The sequence below is a fragment of the Streptomyces fractus genome, assembly GCF_049844455.1.
GTDB lineage: Bacteria > Actinomycetota > Actinomycetes > Streptomycetales > Streptomycetaceae > Streptomyces > Streptomyces fractus.
This window is the reverse complement of sequence record NZ_JBMYHI010000002.1, coordinates 4,069,577-4,086,140: the sequence shown is the minus strand read 5'-3', so window position 1 is coordinate 4,086,140 and position 16,564 is coordinate 4,069,577. Positions and strand designations below refer to the sequence as shown.

General features: G+C 70.6%; 17 protein-coding genes. 14 read left to right on the top strand and 3 right to left on the bottom strand.

The window, feature by feature from the left end; genetic code table 11:
* Window positions 1–264: 264 nt before the first annotated feature.
* Both ACP4E5_RS20335 and ACP4E5_RS20330 read right to left on the bottom strand, forming a co-directional pair.
* Window positions 265–1,698 (bottom strand): sensor histidine kinase, encoded by a 1,434-nt coding sequence (locus ACP4E5_RS20335; RefSeq protein WP_425830699.1) that lies wholly within the window; start codon window positions 1,696–1,698, stop codon window positions 265–267.
* 201 nt (window positions 1,699–1,899) lie between these two features.
* On the bottom strand, window positions 1,900–3,093 hold the full coding sequence (locus ACP4E5_RS20330; RefSeq protein ID WP_425830698.1) for a sensor histidine kinase: 1,194 nt from the start codon (window positions 3,091–3,093) through the stop codon (window positions 1,900–1,902).
* A 193-nt stretch (window positions 3,094–3,286) separates the two neighbouring features.
* Between ACP4E5_RS20330 and ACP4E5_RS20325 the strand changes: the two genes are divergently transcribed.
* The 14 genes from ACP4E5_RS20325 to ACP4E5_RS20260 all read left to right on the top strand — a co-directional run bounded on the left by ACP4E5_RS20325 (window position 3,287) and on the right by ACP4E5_RS20260 (window position 15,963).
* Window positions 3,287–3,685: an NADH-quinone oxidoreductase subunit A gene (locus ACP4E5_RS20325; RefSeq protein ID WP_351342346.1), complete on the top strand. Its 399-nt coding sequence runs from the start codon at window positions 3,287–3,289 to the stop codon at window positions 3,683–3,685.
* Window positions 3,676–4,293 (top strand): NADH-quinone oxidoreductase subunit B, encoded by a 618-nt coding sequence (locus ACP4E5_RS20320; RefSeq protein ID WP_425830695.1) that lies wholly within the window; start codon window positions 3,676–3,678, stop codon window positions 4,291–4,293. The genes ACP4E5_RS20325 and ACP4E5_RS20320 overlap by 10 nt, the downstream gene beginning before the upstream one ends.
* Window positions 4,290–5,234, top strand: coding sequence for an NADH-quinone oxidoreductase subunit C (locus tag ACP4E5_RS20315; RefSeq protein ID WP_425830693.1), 945 nt, complete (start codon window positions 4,290–4,292; stop codon window positions 5,232–5,234). The genes ACP4E5_RS20320 and ACP4E5_RS20315 overlap by 4 nt, the downstream gene beginning before the upstream one ends.
* On the top strand, window positions 5,231–6,199 hold the full coding sequence (locus tag ACP4E5_RS20310) for a complex I subunit 1/NuoH family protein (protein ID WP_425830691.1): 969 nt from the start codon (window positions 5,231–5,233) through the stop codon (window positions 6,197–6,199). The genes ACP4E5_RS20315 and ACP4E5_RS20310 overlap by 4 nt, the downstream gene beginning before the upstream one ends.
* Window positions 6,199–7,299 carry a NuoI/complex I 23 kDa subunit family protein gene (locus ACP4E5_RS20305; protein WP_425830689.1) on the top strand — a complete coding sequence of 367 codons (1,101 nt, stop codon included), beginning with the start codon at window positions 6,199–6,201 and terminating at the stop codon, window positions 7,297–7,299. Before ACP4E5_RS20310 ends, ACP4E5_RS20305 begins: the two co-directional genes overlap by 1 nt.
* A complete protein-coding gene (locus ACP4E5_RS20300; RefSeq protein ID WP_425830687.1) occupies window positions 7,296–7,898 on the top strand; it encodes an NADH-quinone oxidoreductase subunit J family protein in 603 nt (200 codons plus the stop codon). Before ACP4E5_RS20305 ends, ACP4E5_RS20300 begins: the two co-directional genes overlap by 4 nt.
* Complete coding sequence (nuoK, locus tag ACP4E5_RS20295; protein WP_425830685.1) at window positions 7,898–8,302, top strand: NADH-quinone oxidoreductase subunit NuoK; 405 nt, start codon at window positions 7,898–7,900, stop codon at window positions 8,300–8,302. Before ACP4E5_RS20300 ends, nuoK begins: the two co-directional genes overlap by 1 nt.
* A complete protein-coding gene (locus ACP4E5_RS20290; RefSeq protein ID WP_425830683.1) occupies window positions 8,299–10,326 on the top strand; it encodes an NADH-quinone oxidoreductase subunit 5 family protein in 2,028 nt (675 codons plus the stop codon). The genes nuoK and ACP4E5_RS20290 overlap by 4 nt, the downstream gene beginning before the upstream one ends.
* 6 nt (window positions 10,327–10,332) lie before the next feature.
* Window positions 10,333–11,916, top strand: coding sequence for a complex I subunit 4 family protein (locus tag ACP4E5_RS20285; RefSeq protein WP_425830681.1), 1,584 nt, complete (start codon window positions 10,333–10,335; stop codon window positions 11,914–11,916).
* Window positions 11,913–13,448: an NADH-quinone oxidoreductase subunit N gene (locus tag ACP4E5_RS20280; RefSeq protein WP_425830679.1), complete on the top strand. Its 1,536-nt coding sequence runs from the start codon at window positions 11,913–11,915 to the stop codon at window positions 13,446–13,448. Before ACP4E5_RS20285 ends, ACP4E5_RS20280 begins: the two co-directional genes overlap by 4 nt.
* An 83-nt stretch (window positions 13,449–13,531) precedes the next feature.
* Window positions 13,532–13,987: a large conductance mechanosensitive channel protein MscL gene (locus tag ACP4E5_RS20275; protein WP_425830677.1), complete on the top strand. Its 456-nt coding sequence runs from the start codon at window positions 13,532–13,534 to the stop codon at window positions 13,985–13,987.
* A gap of 184 nt (window positions 13,988–14,171) precedes the next feature.
* Window positions 14,172–15,035, top strand: a complete 864-nt coding sequence (gene htpX, locus ACP4E5_RS20270; RefSeq protein WP_425830675.1) for a zinc metalloprotease HtpX — start codon at window positions 14,172–14,174, stop codon at window positions 15,033–15,035.
* A complete protein-coding gene (locus ACP4E5_RS20265) occupies window positions 15,032–15,424 on the top strand; it encodes a YccF domain-containing protein (protein WP_425830673.1) in 393 nt (130 codons plus the stop codon). Before htpX ends, ACP4E5_RS20265 begins: the two co-directional genes overlap by 4 nt.
* A gap of 266 nt (window positions 15,425–15,690) precedes the next feature.
* The gene (locus ACP4E5_RS20260; RefSeq protein ID WP_425830671.1) at window positions 15,691–15,963 is read left to right on the top strand and encodes a GlsB/YeaQ/YmgE family stress response membrane protein; all 273 of its coding nucleotides are present in this window, start codon (window positions 15,691–15,693) and stop codon (window positions 15,961–15,963) included.
* Between the two features lie 98 nt (window positions 15,964–16,061).
* Here ACP4E5_RS20260 and ACP4E5_RS20255 read toward each other — a convergent pair whose 3' ends face one another.
* Window positions 16,062–16,550, bottom strand: coding sequence for a YajQ family cyclic di-GMP-binding protein (locus ACP4E5_RS20255; protein WP_425830669.1), 489 nt, complete (start codon window positions 16,548–16,550; stop codon window positions 16,062–16,064).
* Window positions 16,551–16,564: the final 14 nt, after the last annotated feature.

Below are 16,564 nucleotides of genomic sequence, written 5' to 3'. Positions count from 1 at the left end.
TCAAGCTCCTCCGGCGACGGGGGGCAGGCTAATCAAGCTCCTCCGGCGGCGGAGGAGCGGTTCCTCAAGCCCCTCCGGCGATTGAGGAGCGGGGGTCCGGGGCGGAGCCCCGTGACCGAGGACCGGTGCCGCGCAACGGATGAGGCGGCACCGGCCACGGGAAGCCGGTGCCGCGCAACGGGAAGCCGGGGCCCAGCCACGGGTAGGCCGGGGGCAGGCCCCGATGCCGCGCAGCCACCCCCCCCCCCCGGGCTCACCCCCCTGTCACGCCCGCCGCCACGGCAACTCCGCCGTCACCCGCGTCGGCCCACCCGCCGGCGACTCGACCACCAAGATCCCGTCGACCGCGTCGAGCCGCCCAGCCAACGCCGCCAACCCGCTCCCGCCGGAGGCCACCGCTCCGCCGGCCCCGTTGTCGTACACCTGCACCATCAACCGGTCCCGCGCCCGCCACACGTCGACCTCCGCCCGCGTCGCCCCGCTGTGCTCGCTCACGTTCTGCAGGAGTTCCGAGACGGTGAAGTACGCGATGCCCTCGATGGCCGGCACCGGCCGCTCCGCCAGGTCGACCTCCACCCGCACCGGCACCGCACACCGCGACGCCACCGCGGACAACGCCGCGTCGAGCCCCCGGTCGGTGAGCACCGCCGGATGGATTCCGCGCGCCAGGTCCCGCAGCTCCTGGAGCGCCGTCTTCACCTCACCGTGCGCCTCGTCCACCATGCGCGCCGCCGTCGCCGGGTCCTCGCTCAGCTTCTCCTTGGCCACCCCGAGATCCATGGCCAGGTTGACGAGGCGGGCCTGCGCCCCGTCGTGCAGATCCCGCTCGATGCGCCGCAGGTCCGCCGCCGCCGTGTCGGCCACGACGCCCCGGTCCGACTCCAGCTCCACCACGCGCGACGCGAGCCGCGAGGGGCCGAGCAGCCCCACCACCATCAGCCGGTCCACCGTCGTCAGCGCCCGGATCACCCACGGCGTGGCCAGCGTGACGAGCAGCCCGAGCGCCGCGGTCACCGTGATCTCGAAGGGGTTGTCCAGGTACACGGCGTGGCCGGCGTCCCCGTACAACTGAATGCCGTCCTGCCCCACGTACGTGGGGAACACCCAGCGCCACAGCGGATACGTGAGCATCGTCCAGCCGGTCACCCAGAAGCTCAGCCCCACGGCGAACCCGAACACCGCCCACGGCATGTGCAGCACCCCGTACAGCAGATGCCGCCACGAGACGCCGCTCTTCAGCGTCGCCCCGATCCACCCCATCGGCCCGCCCGTGCGCGGCCGCAGCGGCTCCGGCGTGCCGACCTCGACGCCGAGCAGCCCGCGCGCCCGCACCCGCTCGAGCGCCCCGAGCCCGCGCGCCCCGGCGAGCGCCGCCGCGAGCACCGGAACCCCGATGAACGTGATCAGCAGGCCCACACCGAGCGAGGTCATCGTCACGGCCCACACGAACCCGATGATGCTGAGCGGCAGGCTGAGCAGCAGATACCCGAACTCCCGCCAGGTCCGCCCCTCGATCGGCGCCCGCAGCCCGGCCGGCAGCCGCCGCAGACCCCGGCGGGGGCCGGAACCGGCGCCGCGACCACCGTCGAATCCGTAGCCGTGGCCGTAGCTGTATCCGTGGCCGGCGTCGCGGTCCTCGTCGTACGAGTACGCGTGTGCGTCGCTCTGCTCGCGATATCCGTACTGGTGCGTGGCCATCGGTGTCCGTCCGTTCTGCTCAGGGCTGCTGAGGCCCACCGGGGGAGCCGTCGCTCTGCTTACTCGAGCCCTGCTACTCGGGCTCGGCCTTTTCGGGCTCTGCCTTCTTGGGCTCCGCTTTCTCGGGCTCTGGTTCAAGCCTCCTCGCGGGCGCGTCCCGCGACCATGCGGCGGGTCGGCGTCTTCGACCGGGGGTTTTCCCTACCCCTGCCGTATCGGCTCGGTCCTGTCGCGCCACGGCAGCTCCGCCGTGATCATGGTCGGGCCGCCGTCCGGCGAGTCCACGACGAACAGTCCGTCGACCGCGTCGAGCCGCTCCGCGAGGCCCGACATGCCGGTCCCCTTGTCGAGGCTCGCGCCGCCCCGCCCGTCGTCCCACACCTGTATGAGCAGCCGGTCCTGCGAGCGCCACACATCCACCGAAGCGGACCGCGCGCCGCTGTGCTTGCTCACGTTCTGGAGCAGCTCGGAGACCGTGAAGTACGCGATGCCCTCGATCGCCTCCGCGGGGCGGCCCGGCAGGTCCGCCGTCACCTTCACCGGCACCGTGCAGCGCGAGGCCACGGAGGACAACGCCGCGTCGAGCCCCCGGTCGGTGAGGACCGCCGGGTGGATGCCGCGTGCCAGGTCCCGCAGCTCCTGGAGCGCGAGCTTGACCTCGCCGTGCGCCTCGTCGACCATCGCCGCCACCACGTCGTCGGCCTGGCCCTCCAGAAGCTTCTCCTTCGCGAGACCGAGGCCCATGGCCAGATTGACCAGGCGGGCCTGCGCCCCGTCGTGCAGATCGCGCTCGATGCGCCGCAGGTCGGCGGCGGCCGTGTCGACGACGACGCCCCGGTCCGACTCCAGCTCCTCGATCCGCCGCTCCAACTCGTCGGAGGGGGAGAGCAGCGCCCGCACCATCACCCGGTCCGCGTTGGCCAGGCCGCGCACGATGAACGGCAGCACCGGCCACAGCACGAACAGGCCGACCAGCGTGAGCGCGAACGTCAGCACGGCCCACGGCAACCGGATCACTTCGTACAGCACCGTGCGCCAGCCCACCGGGTCCTTGAGTCCGGTCCACAGCCAGCCGAAGAAGCCGCCCGCCCGCCGCATCGGCAGCGGGCTCGGCTCGTCGATGCGCACGCCGAGCAGTGCCCGCGCCCGCCCGCGCTCCGCCTTGCCGAGCACCCGCGCGCCCCTGAGCCCGGCGGCGATCAGCGGGAGCCCGATCACCGTGACCGTGAGCCCCGCGCCGAGCGTCACCATCGTGACGGCGTACACGAATCCGAAGACGGACAGCGGGAAGCTGCTCAGGAGATAGGCGATCTCCTTCCACGTGGCGCTGTCGTACCCGAGGCGTGGCGGGGGCAGCACCGGATGGTCTTCGGGGGTGTCGAGTGGCTCGGTCATAGCGGCAAGAGTGCCCTGGCCCGGGGCGGGGCGCCATGAGGACGACCGCCAACTTGAGCGGGGGTTAACCCCACCACGAGCCCCCTCTTGCCCAAGCCCCTCGCCCCGGGCTGCTTACCTTCCCTTTAACAGGGCCTAGACTCCCGTGCGTACAGATCGTCGAACACAACGAACTCGCGAGGGGCGCAGGTACGTGACGGGATCGGACGTGACCGTCATCGCGGCGGACTACTTCCAGTCGTACTCGGTCGTCGGACTGCTCGCCGTCGTCGGCGTGCTCTTCGTCGCCGTCGCCTTCGGCTCGGGGAAGCTGTTGCGCCCGGTGGTTCCCACCAGGGAAAAATTCCTCACGTACGAATGCGGCGTCGACCCCGTCGGCGACGGCTGGGCCCACACCCAGGTCCGCTACTACGTGTACGCCTTCCTCTACGTGATCTTCGCGGTCGACTCGATCTTCCTCTTCCCCTGGGCCACGGTCTTCGCCGCGCCGGGATACGGCGCGACGACCCTCGTCGAGATGTTCATCTTCCTGGGCTTCCTCACCGTGGGCCTGCTGTACGCATACAAGAAGGGCGTCCTTACATGGGCGTGAGTGATGTGACTCCCTCGGAGCCGGTGTACCTGCCCGAACCGAAGAAACTGGGCGTGCTCTCGCGCCTGGCGCCCGAGCCGATGAAGGTGGTCCTCAACTGGGGCCGCCGCTACAGCTTGTGGGTCTTCAACTTCGGACTCGCCTGCTGCGCCATCGAGTTCATCGCCGCGTCCATGGCGCGCCACGACTTCATCCGGCTCGGCGTCATCCCCTTCGCGCCGGGCCCGCGCCAGGCCGACCTGATGGTCGTCTCCGGCACGGTCACGGACAAGATGGCACCGGCCGTGAAGCGCCTGTACGAGCAGATGCCGGAACCCAAGTACGTCATCTCGTTCGGCGCCTGCTCCAACTGCGGCGGCCCGTACTGGGACTCGTACTCGGTGACCAAGGGCGTCGACCAGATCATCCCCGTGGACGTGTACGTGCCCGGATGCCCGCCGCGACCCGAGGCGCTGCTCCAGGGCATCCTCAAGCTCCAGGAGAAGATCGCGCGCGAGTCGCTCGGCGAGCGGTACGCGTCCGCCGACGCGGCGGCGGGCCGGCCCTCGGCGGCGGCGCTGAGCAGCGGTCTCGTGCAGCCGCCTGCGCCCTCCGGGGGTGAGCGATGAGCTGGCTCCCCGCCCCCGTCGAGGAACTGTTCGGCGCGGAGGCGACGGTCGGGGAGGCGTACGACCTGCTGACCGTCGATGTGCCGGCGGCCGAGTGGATCGCGGCTCTGACGACGGCCCGTACGACTCTGGGGTGCACCTACTTCGACTGGCTGAGCGCCGTCGACGAACCGGAGGCCGGTTTCCGCGTGTGCGCGCACGTCGCCGCCGTGGCGCCCGGGTCCGTACGCCGTCTGCTGCTGCGCACGACCGTTCCGCACGCGGCACCCGTGCTCGCCTCTGCGGTCGACGTGTACGCGGGCGCCGCCTGGCACGAGCGCGAGACGCACGAGATGTTCGGCGTCGACTTCACCGACCACCCGGGCCTCGACCCGCTCCTCCTGCCCGACGGCTTCGAGGGCCACCCGCTGCGCAAGGACTTCGTGCTCGCGGCCCGCGTCGCGAAGGCGTGGCCCGGGGCGAAGGAGCCGGGGGAGTCCGAGCACGGCGGCCCCAAGCGGCGCCAGATGCTGCCGCCCGGCGTCCCCGACCCGAACGAATGGGGGCCGATGAAGGGGCAGTTGCCGCCCGCCCCGGCGCGGCCCGCCCGTGGAGCGCGAGCCGCGGGGGCCGGTGCGGCCGGTCGCGCGGCGGGCGCGGAGCGTCCCGCGCGGCGTACGAGGTCCGCGAGCCAGGGCTCGGCCAGCCAAGGTTCGGCCGGCCAGGCGGCCACGCCGGCGGACGGGCCCGCGCAGGCGCCCCGCTCCAGCGACGCGCCCTGGCACCACGCCAAGCCCGCGTTCGACGAGCAGTCGAAGAAGCCCGAGTCCACGGAGGCGGAACCGAAGACCGCCCCGGCCCCCGAGAACGCGGAGAACCCCGAGAACCCGCAGACCCCCGAGAACCCGCAGACCCCCGAGAACCCGCAGAACACGACGGACAACAACGGAGGCAACGAGTGAACGACGCTCTCGACGTCGCCCTGCGCCTCGTCGTCGTCTTCGTCGCCTTCCTGGTGCTGCCCCTGGTCGTCGGCCAGACCGAACACAAGGTCATGGCGCACATGCAGGGCCGCCTCGGCCCCATGTACGCGGGCGGTTTCCACGGCTGGGCCCAACTGGTCGCCGACGGCGTCAAGTTCGCACAGAAGGAGGACGTGGTCCCGGCCGACGCCGACCGCCGCGTCTTCCAACTCGCCCCGGCGATCGCCCTCCTCCCGTACCTCCTCGTGCTGCTCGCCATCCCGGTCGGCCCGGGCGACGGCGCGGTCGGCGCCGTCATCGACGCGGGCATCTTCTTCGTCCTCGCGGTCATGGGCGTCGGCGTCCTCGGCTCGCTGATGGCGGGCTGGGCGAGCGCCAACAAGTTCTCCCTCTTGGGCGGCCTGCGCACGGCCGCCCAACTCCTGGCGTACGAACTCCCGATGCTGCTCGCGGCGGCCTCCGTGGCGATGGCCGCGGGCACGGTCTCCCTCCCCGGCATCCTCGACGCCTTCGAGTGGTGGTGGCTGCCCTGGCAGATCGTGGGCGCCGTCGTCTTCTTCGTGGCGGGCCTCGCGGAACTCCAGCGCCCGCCGTTCGACATGCCGGTCGCCGACTCCGAGATCATCTTCGGCGCGTACACCGAGTACACGGGGCTGCGCTTCGCCCTGTTCCTGCTCGCCGAGTACGCGGGCATCGTGGTGCTCTGCGGACTGACCACGGTGCTCTTCCTGGGCGGCTGGCACGGGCCGTGGGGCGCCGAAGGACTGGGCTGGGTGTGGACCCTGCTCAAGACCGCGGTCCTGGCCTTCGTCGTCATCTGGCTCCGCGTCACGTACCCCCGACTGCGCGAGGACCAGCTCCAGAAGCTCGCCTGGACCACCCTCGTCCCCCTCGCCCTCGCGCAGATCGCGCTCACCGGAATCGTGAAGGTGGCGATCAACTGATGCCCGCGAACTTCCCGGGGTCCGGCCTGGCCAAGGGCCTCGCCGTCACCCTCCGCACGATGACGCGCAAGACCGTCACCGAGCAGTACCCCGAGGCCCAGCCCGAACTCCCGCCCCGTACCCGCGGCGTGATCGGTCTGTTCGAGGAGAACTGCACGGTCTGCATGCTGTGCGCCCGCGAGTGCCCCGACTGGTGCATCTACATCGACTCCCACAAGGAAACGGTGCCGCCCACGGTGGAGGGCGGCCGCGAGCGCAGCCGTAACGTCCTCGACCGCTTCGCCATCGACTTCTCCCTCTGCATGTACTGCGGTATCTGCATCGAGGTGTGTCCCTTCGACGCGCTGTTCTGGTCCCCGGAGTTCGAGTACGCCGAGACCGACATCCGCGAACTCACCCACGAACGCGACAAGCTCCGCGAGTGGATGTGGACCGTCCCTTCCCCACCCGCCCTCGACCCCGCAGCCGAAGCCCCCAAGGAACTCACGTCAGCCCACAAAACGGCGGACAAACTGTCGGCGGCCCAGGAGTCGGCGGCGCAGCAAGCGGCGGCCCAGGAGTCGGCGGCGCAGCAAGCGGCGGCGCAGGGGTCGGCGGCCCGGGAGCCCGCGGCTCAGGAGTCCGCGGCTCAGGAGTCCGCGGCTCAGGAGTCCGCGGCTCGGGAGTCTGCGGCTCGGGAGTCTGCGGCTCGGGAGTCTGCGGCTCGGGAGTCTGCGGCTCGGGAGTCTGCGGCGCAGGGGGCGGCGGCCCGGGAGCCCGCGGCTCAGGAGTCCGCGGCCCAAGAGCCCGCCGCCCAGGAGCCAGCGGAGCAGGAGGCAGCGGCCCAGGAGTCGGCAGCGCAGGAGCCTGCGGCTCAGGGGCCTGCCGCCCAGGCCCCCCGCGCCGGGGACCCGTCGGCGTTGGCCGATGGTCCGACGGAGAGCCGGACGGAGAGCCCGAAGGACAGTCCGAAGGAGAGCCCGAAGGACAGTCAGACGGACGGTCCGAAGGAGAGCCCGACGGAGAGCCCGACGGAGAGCCCGACGGAGAGCCCGACGGAGAGCCCGACGGAGAGCCCGACGGAGAGCCCGAAGGACCCCGGAGAGGAGCCCACCGCATGACCCTCGCCGTATCGGCGGCCGTCGCCACGGCAGCCGACAGCCCCGGGTGCCTCTCCCCGTCGGGCGTCGAGATCGCCTTCGTGCTCGTGGGCCTCGTGACCTTCGCCGCGGCGATCGTCACCGTCACCACGAAGCAACTGGTGCACGCCGCCCTGTGGCTGGTCGTCGCCCTCGGCGGGCTCGCCGTCGAGTACCTCCTGCTCACAGCCGAGTTCATCGCCTGGGTGCAGGTCCTCATCTACGTCGGTTCCGTCGTGGTCCTCCTCCTGTTCGGCCTGATGCTGACCCGCGCGCCCATCGGCCGCTCACCGGACGCGGACAGCCCCAACCGCTGGGCCGCCCTGACCGTGGCCATCGCCTCCGCCGCCGCCCTGGTCTGGGTCGTCGTCGACGCGTTCCGGACGACCTGGATCGACCTCGACGGCCCCGTGCAGGGCAGCACGGACGTGACCGGCTCGATCCTCTTCAAGCACTGGGTCCTGCCGTTCGAGGCGCTCTCGGTCCTGCTCCTCGCCGCCCTGGTCGGCGCGATCGTCCTGTCCCGCAGGAAGAACACGACCCCGGCCCCCGCGGCGTCCGAAGGAGAGGGAACCCGCTGATGCACCTCGCCTACCCCGCCGTCCTCTCCTCCCTCCTCTTCTGCACGGGCCTGTACGGCGTACTGGCCCGCCGCAACGCGATCCTGGTCCTGATGTCGGTCGAGCTGATGCTCAACGCCGTCAACCTGAACCTCGTCGCCTTCGACGTCTGGCTGCGCGACACCCTGCACGCGGGCCAGGCCCTGACCCTGTTCACCATCGCCATCGCCGCCGCCGAGATCGGCATCGGCCTGGCGATCGTCCTGGCCGTGTACCGGGCCCGCGGCACGTCGGACATCGACAAGCTCCGCGACTCCGCCGAGCCCCACGACCCGGACGACGACCCGCACGACCCGTCCGACGCCGACGCGGCAGCCGACGCCCCGGCGCCGACGGCGGACAAGAAGGCCGAGGCCACCGCGTGACCACGACGAACCTCGCCGTACTCGTCCCCCTCCTGCCGTTCCTCGGCGCCGTCGCCGGCCTGCTCCTCGGCCGCACGGCCCCCGGCTTCGCCCGCCCGCTGGCCGTCCTGCCGACGCTGGCCGCGCTGGTCCTCGCCGCCGTCGTCGCCCTCGACCAGGGCGGCGGCACGGGCAACGGAACCACCGCCCTCGACGCGCACACCCAGCTCGCCCCGACCGGCTCCGTGCCGATCGAACTCGCCCTGCACATCGACGGCTTCGCCGCCCTCGTCGCCCTCCTCGTCGGCCTGGTCGCGACCTGCGTGCAGATCTACTCGACGGGCTATCTGCGCGACGACCCGCGCTACCCCTCGTACGCCGCCCTCGTCTCGCTCTTCACCTCCGCGATGCTCCTGGTCGTCTACTCGGGCGACCTGATGGTCCTGCTGGTCGGCTGGGAAGTCATGGGCATCTGCTCCTACTTCCTCGTCGGCCACTACTGGGAGACCCCCGAGGCACGGGCCGCCTCCCTCAAGGCGTTCCTCGTCACGAAGCTCGGCGACGTCCCCTTCCTCATCGGCCTGTTCGCGCTCGCCGTGGACACGGGCTCGTTCCGCATCACGACGATCCTGGGCAAGGTCACCAGCGAGGGTGGCCTCGACCACCCGACCCTGATCGCCCTCCTGCTCCTCGCCGGTGTGGCGGGCAAGTCCGCGCAGTTCCCGCTGCACACCTGGCTGCCCGACGCGATGGCGGGCCCCACGCCCGTCTCCGCGCTGATCCACGCCGCGACGATGGTCGCCGCCGGCGTCTACTTCGTCGCCCGCCTCCTCCCGGTCTTCGCCGCCTCGCAGGCAGCACTGATCGTGCTCGCCGTCATGGCCGCGGTGACCATGGCGGGATCGGCCCTCGCCGCGCTCGCCCAGGACGACATCAAGCGGGTCCTCGCGTACTCGACCGTCGGCCAACTCGGCTACATGACCGGCGCCCTCGCCGTCGGCAACCGCGACGCCGCCGTCTTCCACCTCCTCGCGCACGGCGCCTTCAAGGCGCTGCTGTTCCTCGCGGCCGGCGTGATCATCCACGCGGCCGGCACCAACTCACTGGCCGCGATGTCCCGCATGAAGGACCTGCGCGACCGCGTGCCCGACGCCTTCTGGACGATGACCGTGGCGCTGCTCGCGCTCGCCGCGATCCCGCCGTTCAGCGGCTTCTTCTCCAAGGAGGCAGTCCTCGGCGCCGCCGAGCACACCGCCACCGGCCACGAGAACGGAGCCCTGTCCGCGCCGACCGCGGCCGGCTGGATCGTCCTCGTGGCGGGCCTGATCACGGCCTTGCTCACCGCCGCCTACGCGACCCGGCTCTGGCTCCTCGCGTTCAGGGGCAGCGGCGCCGCGGCCCCCGACCACGGCAAGCAGCCGGTCACGATGAACGTCGTCCTGTGGGTCCTGGCGATCCCCTCCCTCGCCTTCGGCCTGACCACGGGCGTGCTCCCCGACTGGTTCGACGGCACGTCCCTCACCCCGACACTGACCACCTCCGTCCTAGGCACCGGCTTCGCCCTCGTCGGCGGCCTCGTCACCTACGCGGCCTGGCGCCACACCACCGCGATGGCGGCCCGCCGCACCCCGATCGGCGCCGTCGCCGTCGACACCGAGTCCGGCGACGCGGGCCTGGTCGAGGCAGAGGCGATCGCGACGCACACCCCGGCGTACGGCGACATTGCGAGCGCCCCCGACCCGGCCGACCCGGGCCGCCTCCTGCTCGGCCCGCTGCACCGCCACGCGGCCGTCGGCTTCCACCTCGACGCCGTCTACGCGGCGCTGTTCGTCCGCCCGGTGCAGGCCGGCGCCGCACTGGTCCGCTTCCTCGACCGCGCCGTCGTCGACACCTACGTACGTGGGGCGGCCGAAGCGCCGAAGGCGCTGGGCTGGGCCGTGCGCAGGGCCCAGACCGGAAACGTGCAGACCTACCTCAGCGCTCTGCTCGCAGGCACCGTCGTCCTGGTGGTCGCCGTCGTCCTCGTCGCCACCGCCGGAGCGTGAGCAGCCGTGATCGATATCAGCGAATCCGTGATGCAGCTTCTTCTCGCATTGATCGTCGTCGGCCCGCTCATCGGCGCCGTCCTCGCCCTTCTCCCGGCCCCGCCCGGGCTGAAGGGAAACTCCCCTGACCAGGCCGTGCTCCGCCACGGCGTGACCGTGACCGGCGTGATCCTCATCGCCGCGATCGTCCTCGCGCTCGGCTTCGACCACGACCAGCCGTCAAAGATGCAGGCCACGACCGACATCAGCTGGATCCCCGCGCTCCACGTGCGTATCCACCTCGGCATCGACGGCATCTCCCTCCCCCTCCTGGTCCTGACCGCGCTGCTGACGTTCCTCTGTGCGCTGTACTCCTACTTCAAGATGCCGAAGGGGCCGTCCCCCAAGGCATTCGTCGCCCTGATCCTCGTCCTGGAATCGGGCACGCTCGCCACCTTCGCCGTCCTGGACCTCCTCCTCTTCTTCCTCGCGTTCGAGATGGTCCTCATCCCGATGTACTTCCTCATCGCCCGCTGGGGCGGTGAGCAACGAGCGCAGGCCGCCTGGAAGTTCATCCTCTTCACGCTGCTCGGCTCCGTCGTGATGCTGCTCGGACTCCTCCTTATCGGCGTTAAGTCGGGCACGTTCGACATGATGGCACTCGCCACTGACAAAGGCCGGGGCCTGACCGCATCCGTGCAGGTCATCGCCGTTCTGGCGATCGGGATCGGGCTCGCGGTGAAGGCCCCGATGTGGCCGCTGCACAGCTGGCTGCCCGACGCGCACACCGCCGCGCCGACCGTCGGCTCGGTCCTCCTCGCCGGGGTCCTGCTGAAGATGGGTACGTACGGGTTCGTCCGGATCCTGCTCCCCATCGCGCCCGACGGGATGCGGACGTTGGCGCCGTACCTCGCCGCGCTCGCCGTCGTCGGGATCATCTACGGGTCCCTGGCCTGCCTGAACCTCGCGAAGCAGGGCGCGAAGGGCGACCTCAAGCGCCTCATCGCGTACTCCTCCGTCGGCCACATGGGCTTCGTGCTGCTCGGCATCTCGACGATGAGCCCGACCGGCGTGAACGGCGCGCTGTTCGCCAACATCGCCCACGGCCTCATCACCGGCCTGCTCTTCTTCCTCGTCGGCGCGCTCAAGGACCGGACCGGCACCAGCGACCTCGACACCCTTGCCGAGCACGGCGGCATGGCCCTGTACGGCAAGGCGCCGCGCCTCGGCGGCCTCCTCGCGTTCGGCGCCGTCGCCTCGCTCGGCCTGCCGGGCCTGGCCGGGTTCTGGGGCGAAATGCTCGCGCTGTTCGGCGCGTTCAAGCCCGCCGACGACCTCAGCCGCCCGGCGTTCCTCGTCTTCATGGCGATCGCGGCCTTCGGCACGCTGCTCACCGCCGCGTACATGCTCATCGTGGTCCGCCGCGTCTGCATGGGCCCCCGCCCGAAGGAGGCCCCGGCCGACCCCGTGCTCGCCGATGTGCGGGGCTACGAGTTCGCCGCCTGGACCCCGCTCGTCGCCCTCACCGTCCTCGCGGGCCTGTGGCCCGCAGCCCTGCTCGGCCTCACGAACCCCGCCGTGCAGAAGCTCCTCGCAGGAGGCCTCCAGTGATCGCCGTCGCCGCGCCCTCCGTGGCGTCCCTCGTCCAGTCCGTCGACTGGGTCGCCATCGCGCCGCCCACGATCGCGGCGGTCGTGGCCCTCGTCGTACTGGTCGCCGACCTGTTCCTGGCGGAGCGCCGCAAGCCGGTCCTGGGCTGGATCTCCGTCGCGGGCCTGGCGGCCGCGGCGCTCGCGCTGCTGCCACTGATCGGGGACGAGCGCTCCACGTTCTGCCTCAAGGGCGCGCCGTACGACGCCTGCAGTTACACGGCGGACCGCTTCACGCTCGTCATCCAGTTCCTGGTCCTGGCCGGCGCCCTGCTCACCGCTCTGCTCTCGATCAGCTCCCTCAAGGACGCCAAGAACGCGGGCAAGCCGCTCCCCGAAGGGGAGTTCTGGTTCCTCCTGCTGTCCTCCGCCGCGGGCGCGGCCCTGCTGCCCGCCTCCCGCGATCTGGCCACGCTCGTCGTCGCCCTGGAGGTCGCCTCGCTTCCCGCCTTCGCCCTCGTGGGCCTGAAGCAGGGCGACAAGCGCTCCTCCGACGCGGCCCTGAAGTTCTTCCTCTCCTCGGTCACCGCCACCGCGGTCACCCTGCTCGGCGTGAGCTTCGTGTACGCGACCACGGGCACCCTGCACCTCACACGCGTGGCCACCGAACTCACCCACGTGGACGGCCAGTTCCACACCCTCGCCCAGACCGGCGTCGCGCTCACCCTGGTGGGATTCGCCTTCAAGACGGCCGCCGTGCCGTTCCACTTCTGGGTACCCGACACCTACGTAGGCGCGCCCTTGCCGATCGCCGCCTACCTGTCGGTCATCGGCAAGGCCGTCGGCTTCTCCGGCCTCATCCTCGTCACGGTCGTCGCGTTCCCCTCGTACGCCGACGTGTGGGGCCCGGCCCTCGCCGCGCTCGCCGCACTCACCATGACCGTCGGCAACGTGGCTGCCATCCGCCAGCAGGCCACGCGCGCGTACAGCGCCGTCCGCCTGCTCGCCTGGTCCTCCGTCGGACAGGCCGGCTACCTCCTGGTGCCGATCGCCGCGGCCGCGTACTCCGACGACCCCCAGAAGTCGATCGGCTCCACCCTCGCGTACGCCCTCATGTACGCCGCGGTGAACCTCGGCGCCTTCGCCGTGGCCGCCCTGGTCGCCCGCACGAAGCCCCTGAACCGCATCAGCGACTACCGGGGCCTGTACGCCTCGCACCCGCTCGCCGCGCTCGTCCTGGGCTTCTTCCTGCTGTGCCTCGCGGGCCTGCCGCCGGGCATCATCGGCCTGTTCGCGAAGGTCACGGTCTTCTCGGCGGCCGTCGACGCGGGCCTCGGCTGGCTCGCCGTCGTCATGGCCGTCAACGTCGTGATCGCGCTCTTCTATTACCTCCAGTGGACCGCGACCCTTTTCCGCGCCCCTGAGGGCGAACTTGTCGCCCACCGCGCGTCCAGGCCGCTCACGGCGGCGATCGCCGTCACAGCCGTCATCGGAGTGGCTCTCTCCGGAGCCCCCCAATTGGTCCTGCGTTTTGCCTCGACGGGCCTCTTCTAGGCACCCTCGTACGGCACACACGTACGGGCCGCTCTCCGGCCCCACACCAATGACCACAGCCCCACACCAAGGAGACAGGCGTCGTGCTGAGCGGGTTCAAGGACTTCATCCTTCGCGGAAACATCATCACGATGGCCATCGGCCTCGCGGTCGGAACCGCGTTCACGGCTGTGGTCACCGCACTCAGTACGGCGTTCATCGCGCCGCTCATCGGCATCGCCACGCAGTCCACCGGTGACTTCGGCGAGGCGCACTTCACGGTCGAGGGCACCGACTTCCCGTACGGCAAGTTCGTCAGCGCGATCATCGCCTTCCTGATCACCGCCGCGGTGCTCTACTTCTGCATCGTCGTCCCGATGATGAAGCTCCAGGCGCGCCTGGACCGCGGCAAGCCCGTCGACATCAAGGCGGCCCTGCGCGACTGCCCGCGCTGCTACACCCAGATCCCCGGCATCGCCACCCGCTGCGCGCACTGCACGAGCGAGATCGAGGCCGACCCGGAGGCCCTGGAACTGGCGGGTCTGCCGCAGCAGCGCTGACCCGGTCGGCCTACAGGCCCGCATGGCCCGTCCCGAGCGGACAAGGGAACTCGTCCTCCTCGTCTGGCGTTGACCAGTCAGGGAGGGTCCACTGGACGTGGAAGACGCACAGGCTCCAGACCCAGTGGAAGCAGCAGATACGCAAGCAGTGGGTTCCCCTGCCGCACCATCAGGAGGACGTACCGTGCACCGCCGGCACAACGGGTTGAAGACCGCCGTACTCCTCGGAGGCCTGTCCGCCCTCATCCTCGTCATCGGCAGCTTCTTCGGCCGTACGGGGCTCATCGTCGGGCTCGTCATCGCCCTGGGGACGAACGCGTACGCGTACTGGAACAGCGACAAGCTGGCCCTGCGCGCGATGCGCGCCCGCCCGGTGAGCGAATTCGAGGCGCCCGCGCTGTACCGGATGGTGCGCGAGCTCTCCACGCAGGCGCGTCAGCCCATGCCGCGCCTGTACATCTCCCCGACGGAGGCGCCGAACGCGTTCGCGACGGGCCGCAATCCGCGTAATGCCGCCGTGTGCTGCACAGAGGGAATCCTGCGCATCCTGGATGAGCGCGAGCTGCGCGGTGTCATCGGGCACGAGCTGAGCCATGTCTACAACCGCGACATCCTCATCTCCTCGGTCGCCGGAGCCCTCGCCTCCGTGATCATGTTCCTGGTCAACTTCGCGTGGCTGATCCCGGTCGGCCGCTCGAACGACGACGACGGACCCGGCATCTTCGGAATGCTCCTGATCATGATCCTGGGGCCGCTCGCGGCCTCCCTCATCCAGCTCGCCATCAGCCGCTCCCGCGAGTACGAGGCCGACGCCTCGGGCGCCCAGCTGACCGGTGACCCGCTGGCCCTGGCGAGTGCCCTGCGCAAGCTCGACGCGGGTACGAAGCAGTTGCCGTTGCCGCCCGAGCCGCGCATCGAGACGGCGAGCCACATGATGATCGCGAACCCCTTCCGCCCCGGCCAGGGAATGTCGAAGATGTTCTCCACGCACCCGCCGATGGCGGACCGCATTTCCCGGCTCGAGCAGATGGCAGGTCGCCAACAGTGAAGACAATCCTGAACGTCATCTGGCTGATCCTGAGCGGTTTCTGGCTGTTCCTCGGCTACGTTCTGGCCGGCCTTCTGCTGTGCATCACCATCATCGGGATCCCGTTCGGCATCGCCTCCTTCAGGATCGGCCTCTACGCCCTGTGGCCCTTCGGGCAGACGACGGTCGAGCGCAGGGACGCGGGCGCGCCCTCCTGCGTCGGCAACGTCCTGTGGCTGATCCTCGCGGGCTGGTGGCTGGCCCTGGCGCACATCTTCACGGGCCTCGCCCTGTGCGTGACGATCATCGGCATCCCGTTCGGCATCGCCAACTTCAAGATGATCCCGATCTCGCTGCTGCCGCTCGGCCGCGAAATCGTGCCCACGGACCAGCCGTTCGCGACGCGCTAGACCGAGCCGTCTCCGGCTACGCGCGCGTAGCGGGCGTACCGGGCGCACGCGAAGAACTTCAGGCGCCGCCCCGCGAAGGGGAGTTCCCGGCTGTGCAGTGCGCCGCACACTCAAGGGCTCGTGCAACCACACCATGCCTATCTGTCGTCCTTCTGGGCAGCAGGGAGCCAGGGCGACGACGCACTCGGCGCCCGGCAAGAGTGACGCAACAAGGCGCTGCGGCAAGGCAGTAGGCGCCACAGCACTACAGAAGGGCAGAACGCGGCATGGGCATCATCGGCTGGATCATCCTTGGACTGCTGGCCGGTGCCATCGCCAAGTTCCTGTTGCCCGGCCGGGACCCGGGCGGCTTGATCGGCACCACCCTCATCGGCGTCGCGGGTTCCTTCATCGGCGGCTGGATATCGTCCCGTTGGCTGGACCGCCCCATATCCACGGACTTCTACGACGGCGCGACCTGGGTCGCCGCGATCGGTGGCGCCCTCGTCCTCCTGATCGCCTACCGCATCTTCTTCGGCGACTCGCGCGGTCGCCGCTGAGCCGCAGCCGGCAGCAAGAAGGGGGCGGCACCCGCCGGGTGCCGCCCCCTTCGCTCACGTAGACCGCTGCGGGCCGTGAAACGCCCTTGTAGGCGGTCCTACCGGTAGTTCACGAACTGCAGCGCGAAGTCGAAGTCCTTGCCCTTGAGCAACTGCTGGACGGTCTGCAGGTCGTCACGGCTCTTCGAGCTGACGCGCAGCTCTTCGCCCTGCACCTGCGCCTTGACGCCCTTCGGGCCCTCGTCGCGGATCGTCTTCGCGACCTTCTTGGCGTTCTCCTGGGAGATGCCTTCCTCGATGGAGGCGAAGATCTTGTACTCCTTGCCGGAGAGCTGCGGCTCGCCCGCGTCCAGCGACTTCAGCGAGATCCCGCGCTTGACCAGCTTGGTCTGGAAGATGTCGAGGATGGCCTTGACCCGCTCCTCGCCATTGGCCTCCATCAGGATCTTCTCGCCGGACCACGAGATGGACGCGCCCACGTTCTTGAAGTCGTAGCGCTGCGAGATCTCCTTGGCGGCCTGGTTGAGGGCGTTGTCGACCTCCTGCCGCTCGACCTTCGAGACGATGTCGAAACTGGAGTCGGCCATGTCCTGTGGCTCCT

Coding starts and splice junctions, on each gene's coding strand:
- nuoK (WP_425830685.1), top strand. CDS start 7,898: ATGCACCTCGCCTACCCCGCCGTCCTCTCCTCCCTCCTCTTCTGCACG.
- ACP4E5_RS20315 (WP_425830693.1), top strand. CDS start 4,290: ATGAGCTGGCTCCCCGCCCCCGTCGAGGAACTGTTCGGCGCGGAGGCG.
- ACP4E5_RS20335 (WP_425830699.1), bottom strand. CDS start 1,698: ATGGCCACGCACCAGTACGGATATCGCGAGCAGAGCGACGCACACGCG.
- ACP4E5_RS20320 (WP_425830695.1), top strand. CDS start 3,676: ATGGGCGTGAGTGATGTGACTCCCTCGGAGCCGGTGTACCTGCCCGAA.
- ACP4E5_RS20255 (WP_425830669.1), bottom strand. CDS start 16,550: ATGGCCGACTCCAGTTTCGACATCGTCTCGAAGGTCGAGCGGCAGGAG.
- ACP4E5_RS20260 (WP_425830671.1), top strand. CDS start 15,691: ATGGGCATCATCGGCTGGATCATCCTTGGACTGCTGGCCGGTGCCATC.
- ACP4E5_RS20300 (WP_425830687.1), top strand. CDS start 7,296: ATGACCCTCGCCGTATCGGCGGCCGTCGCCACGGCAGCCGACAGCCCC.
- ACP4E5_RS20330 (WP_425830698.1), bottom strand. CDS start 3,093: ATGACCGAGCCACTCGACACCCCCGAAGACCATCCGGTGCTGCCCCCG.
- ACP4E5_RS20305 (WP_425830689.1), top strand. CDS start 6,199: ATGCCCGCGAACTTCCCGGGGTCCGGCCTGGCCAAGGGCCTCGCCGTC.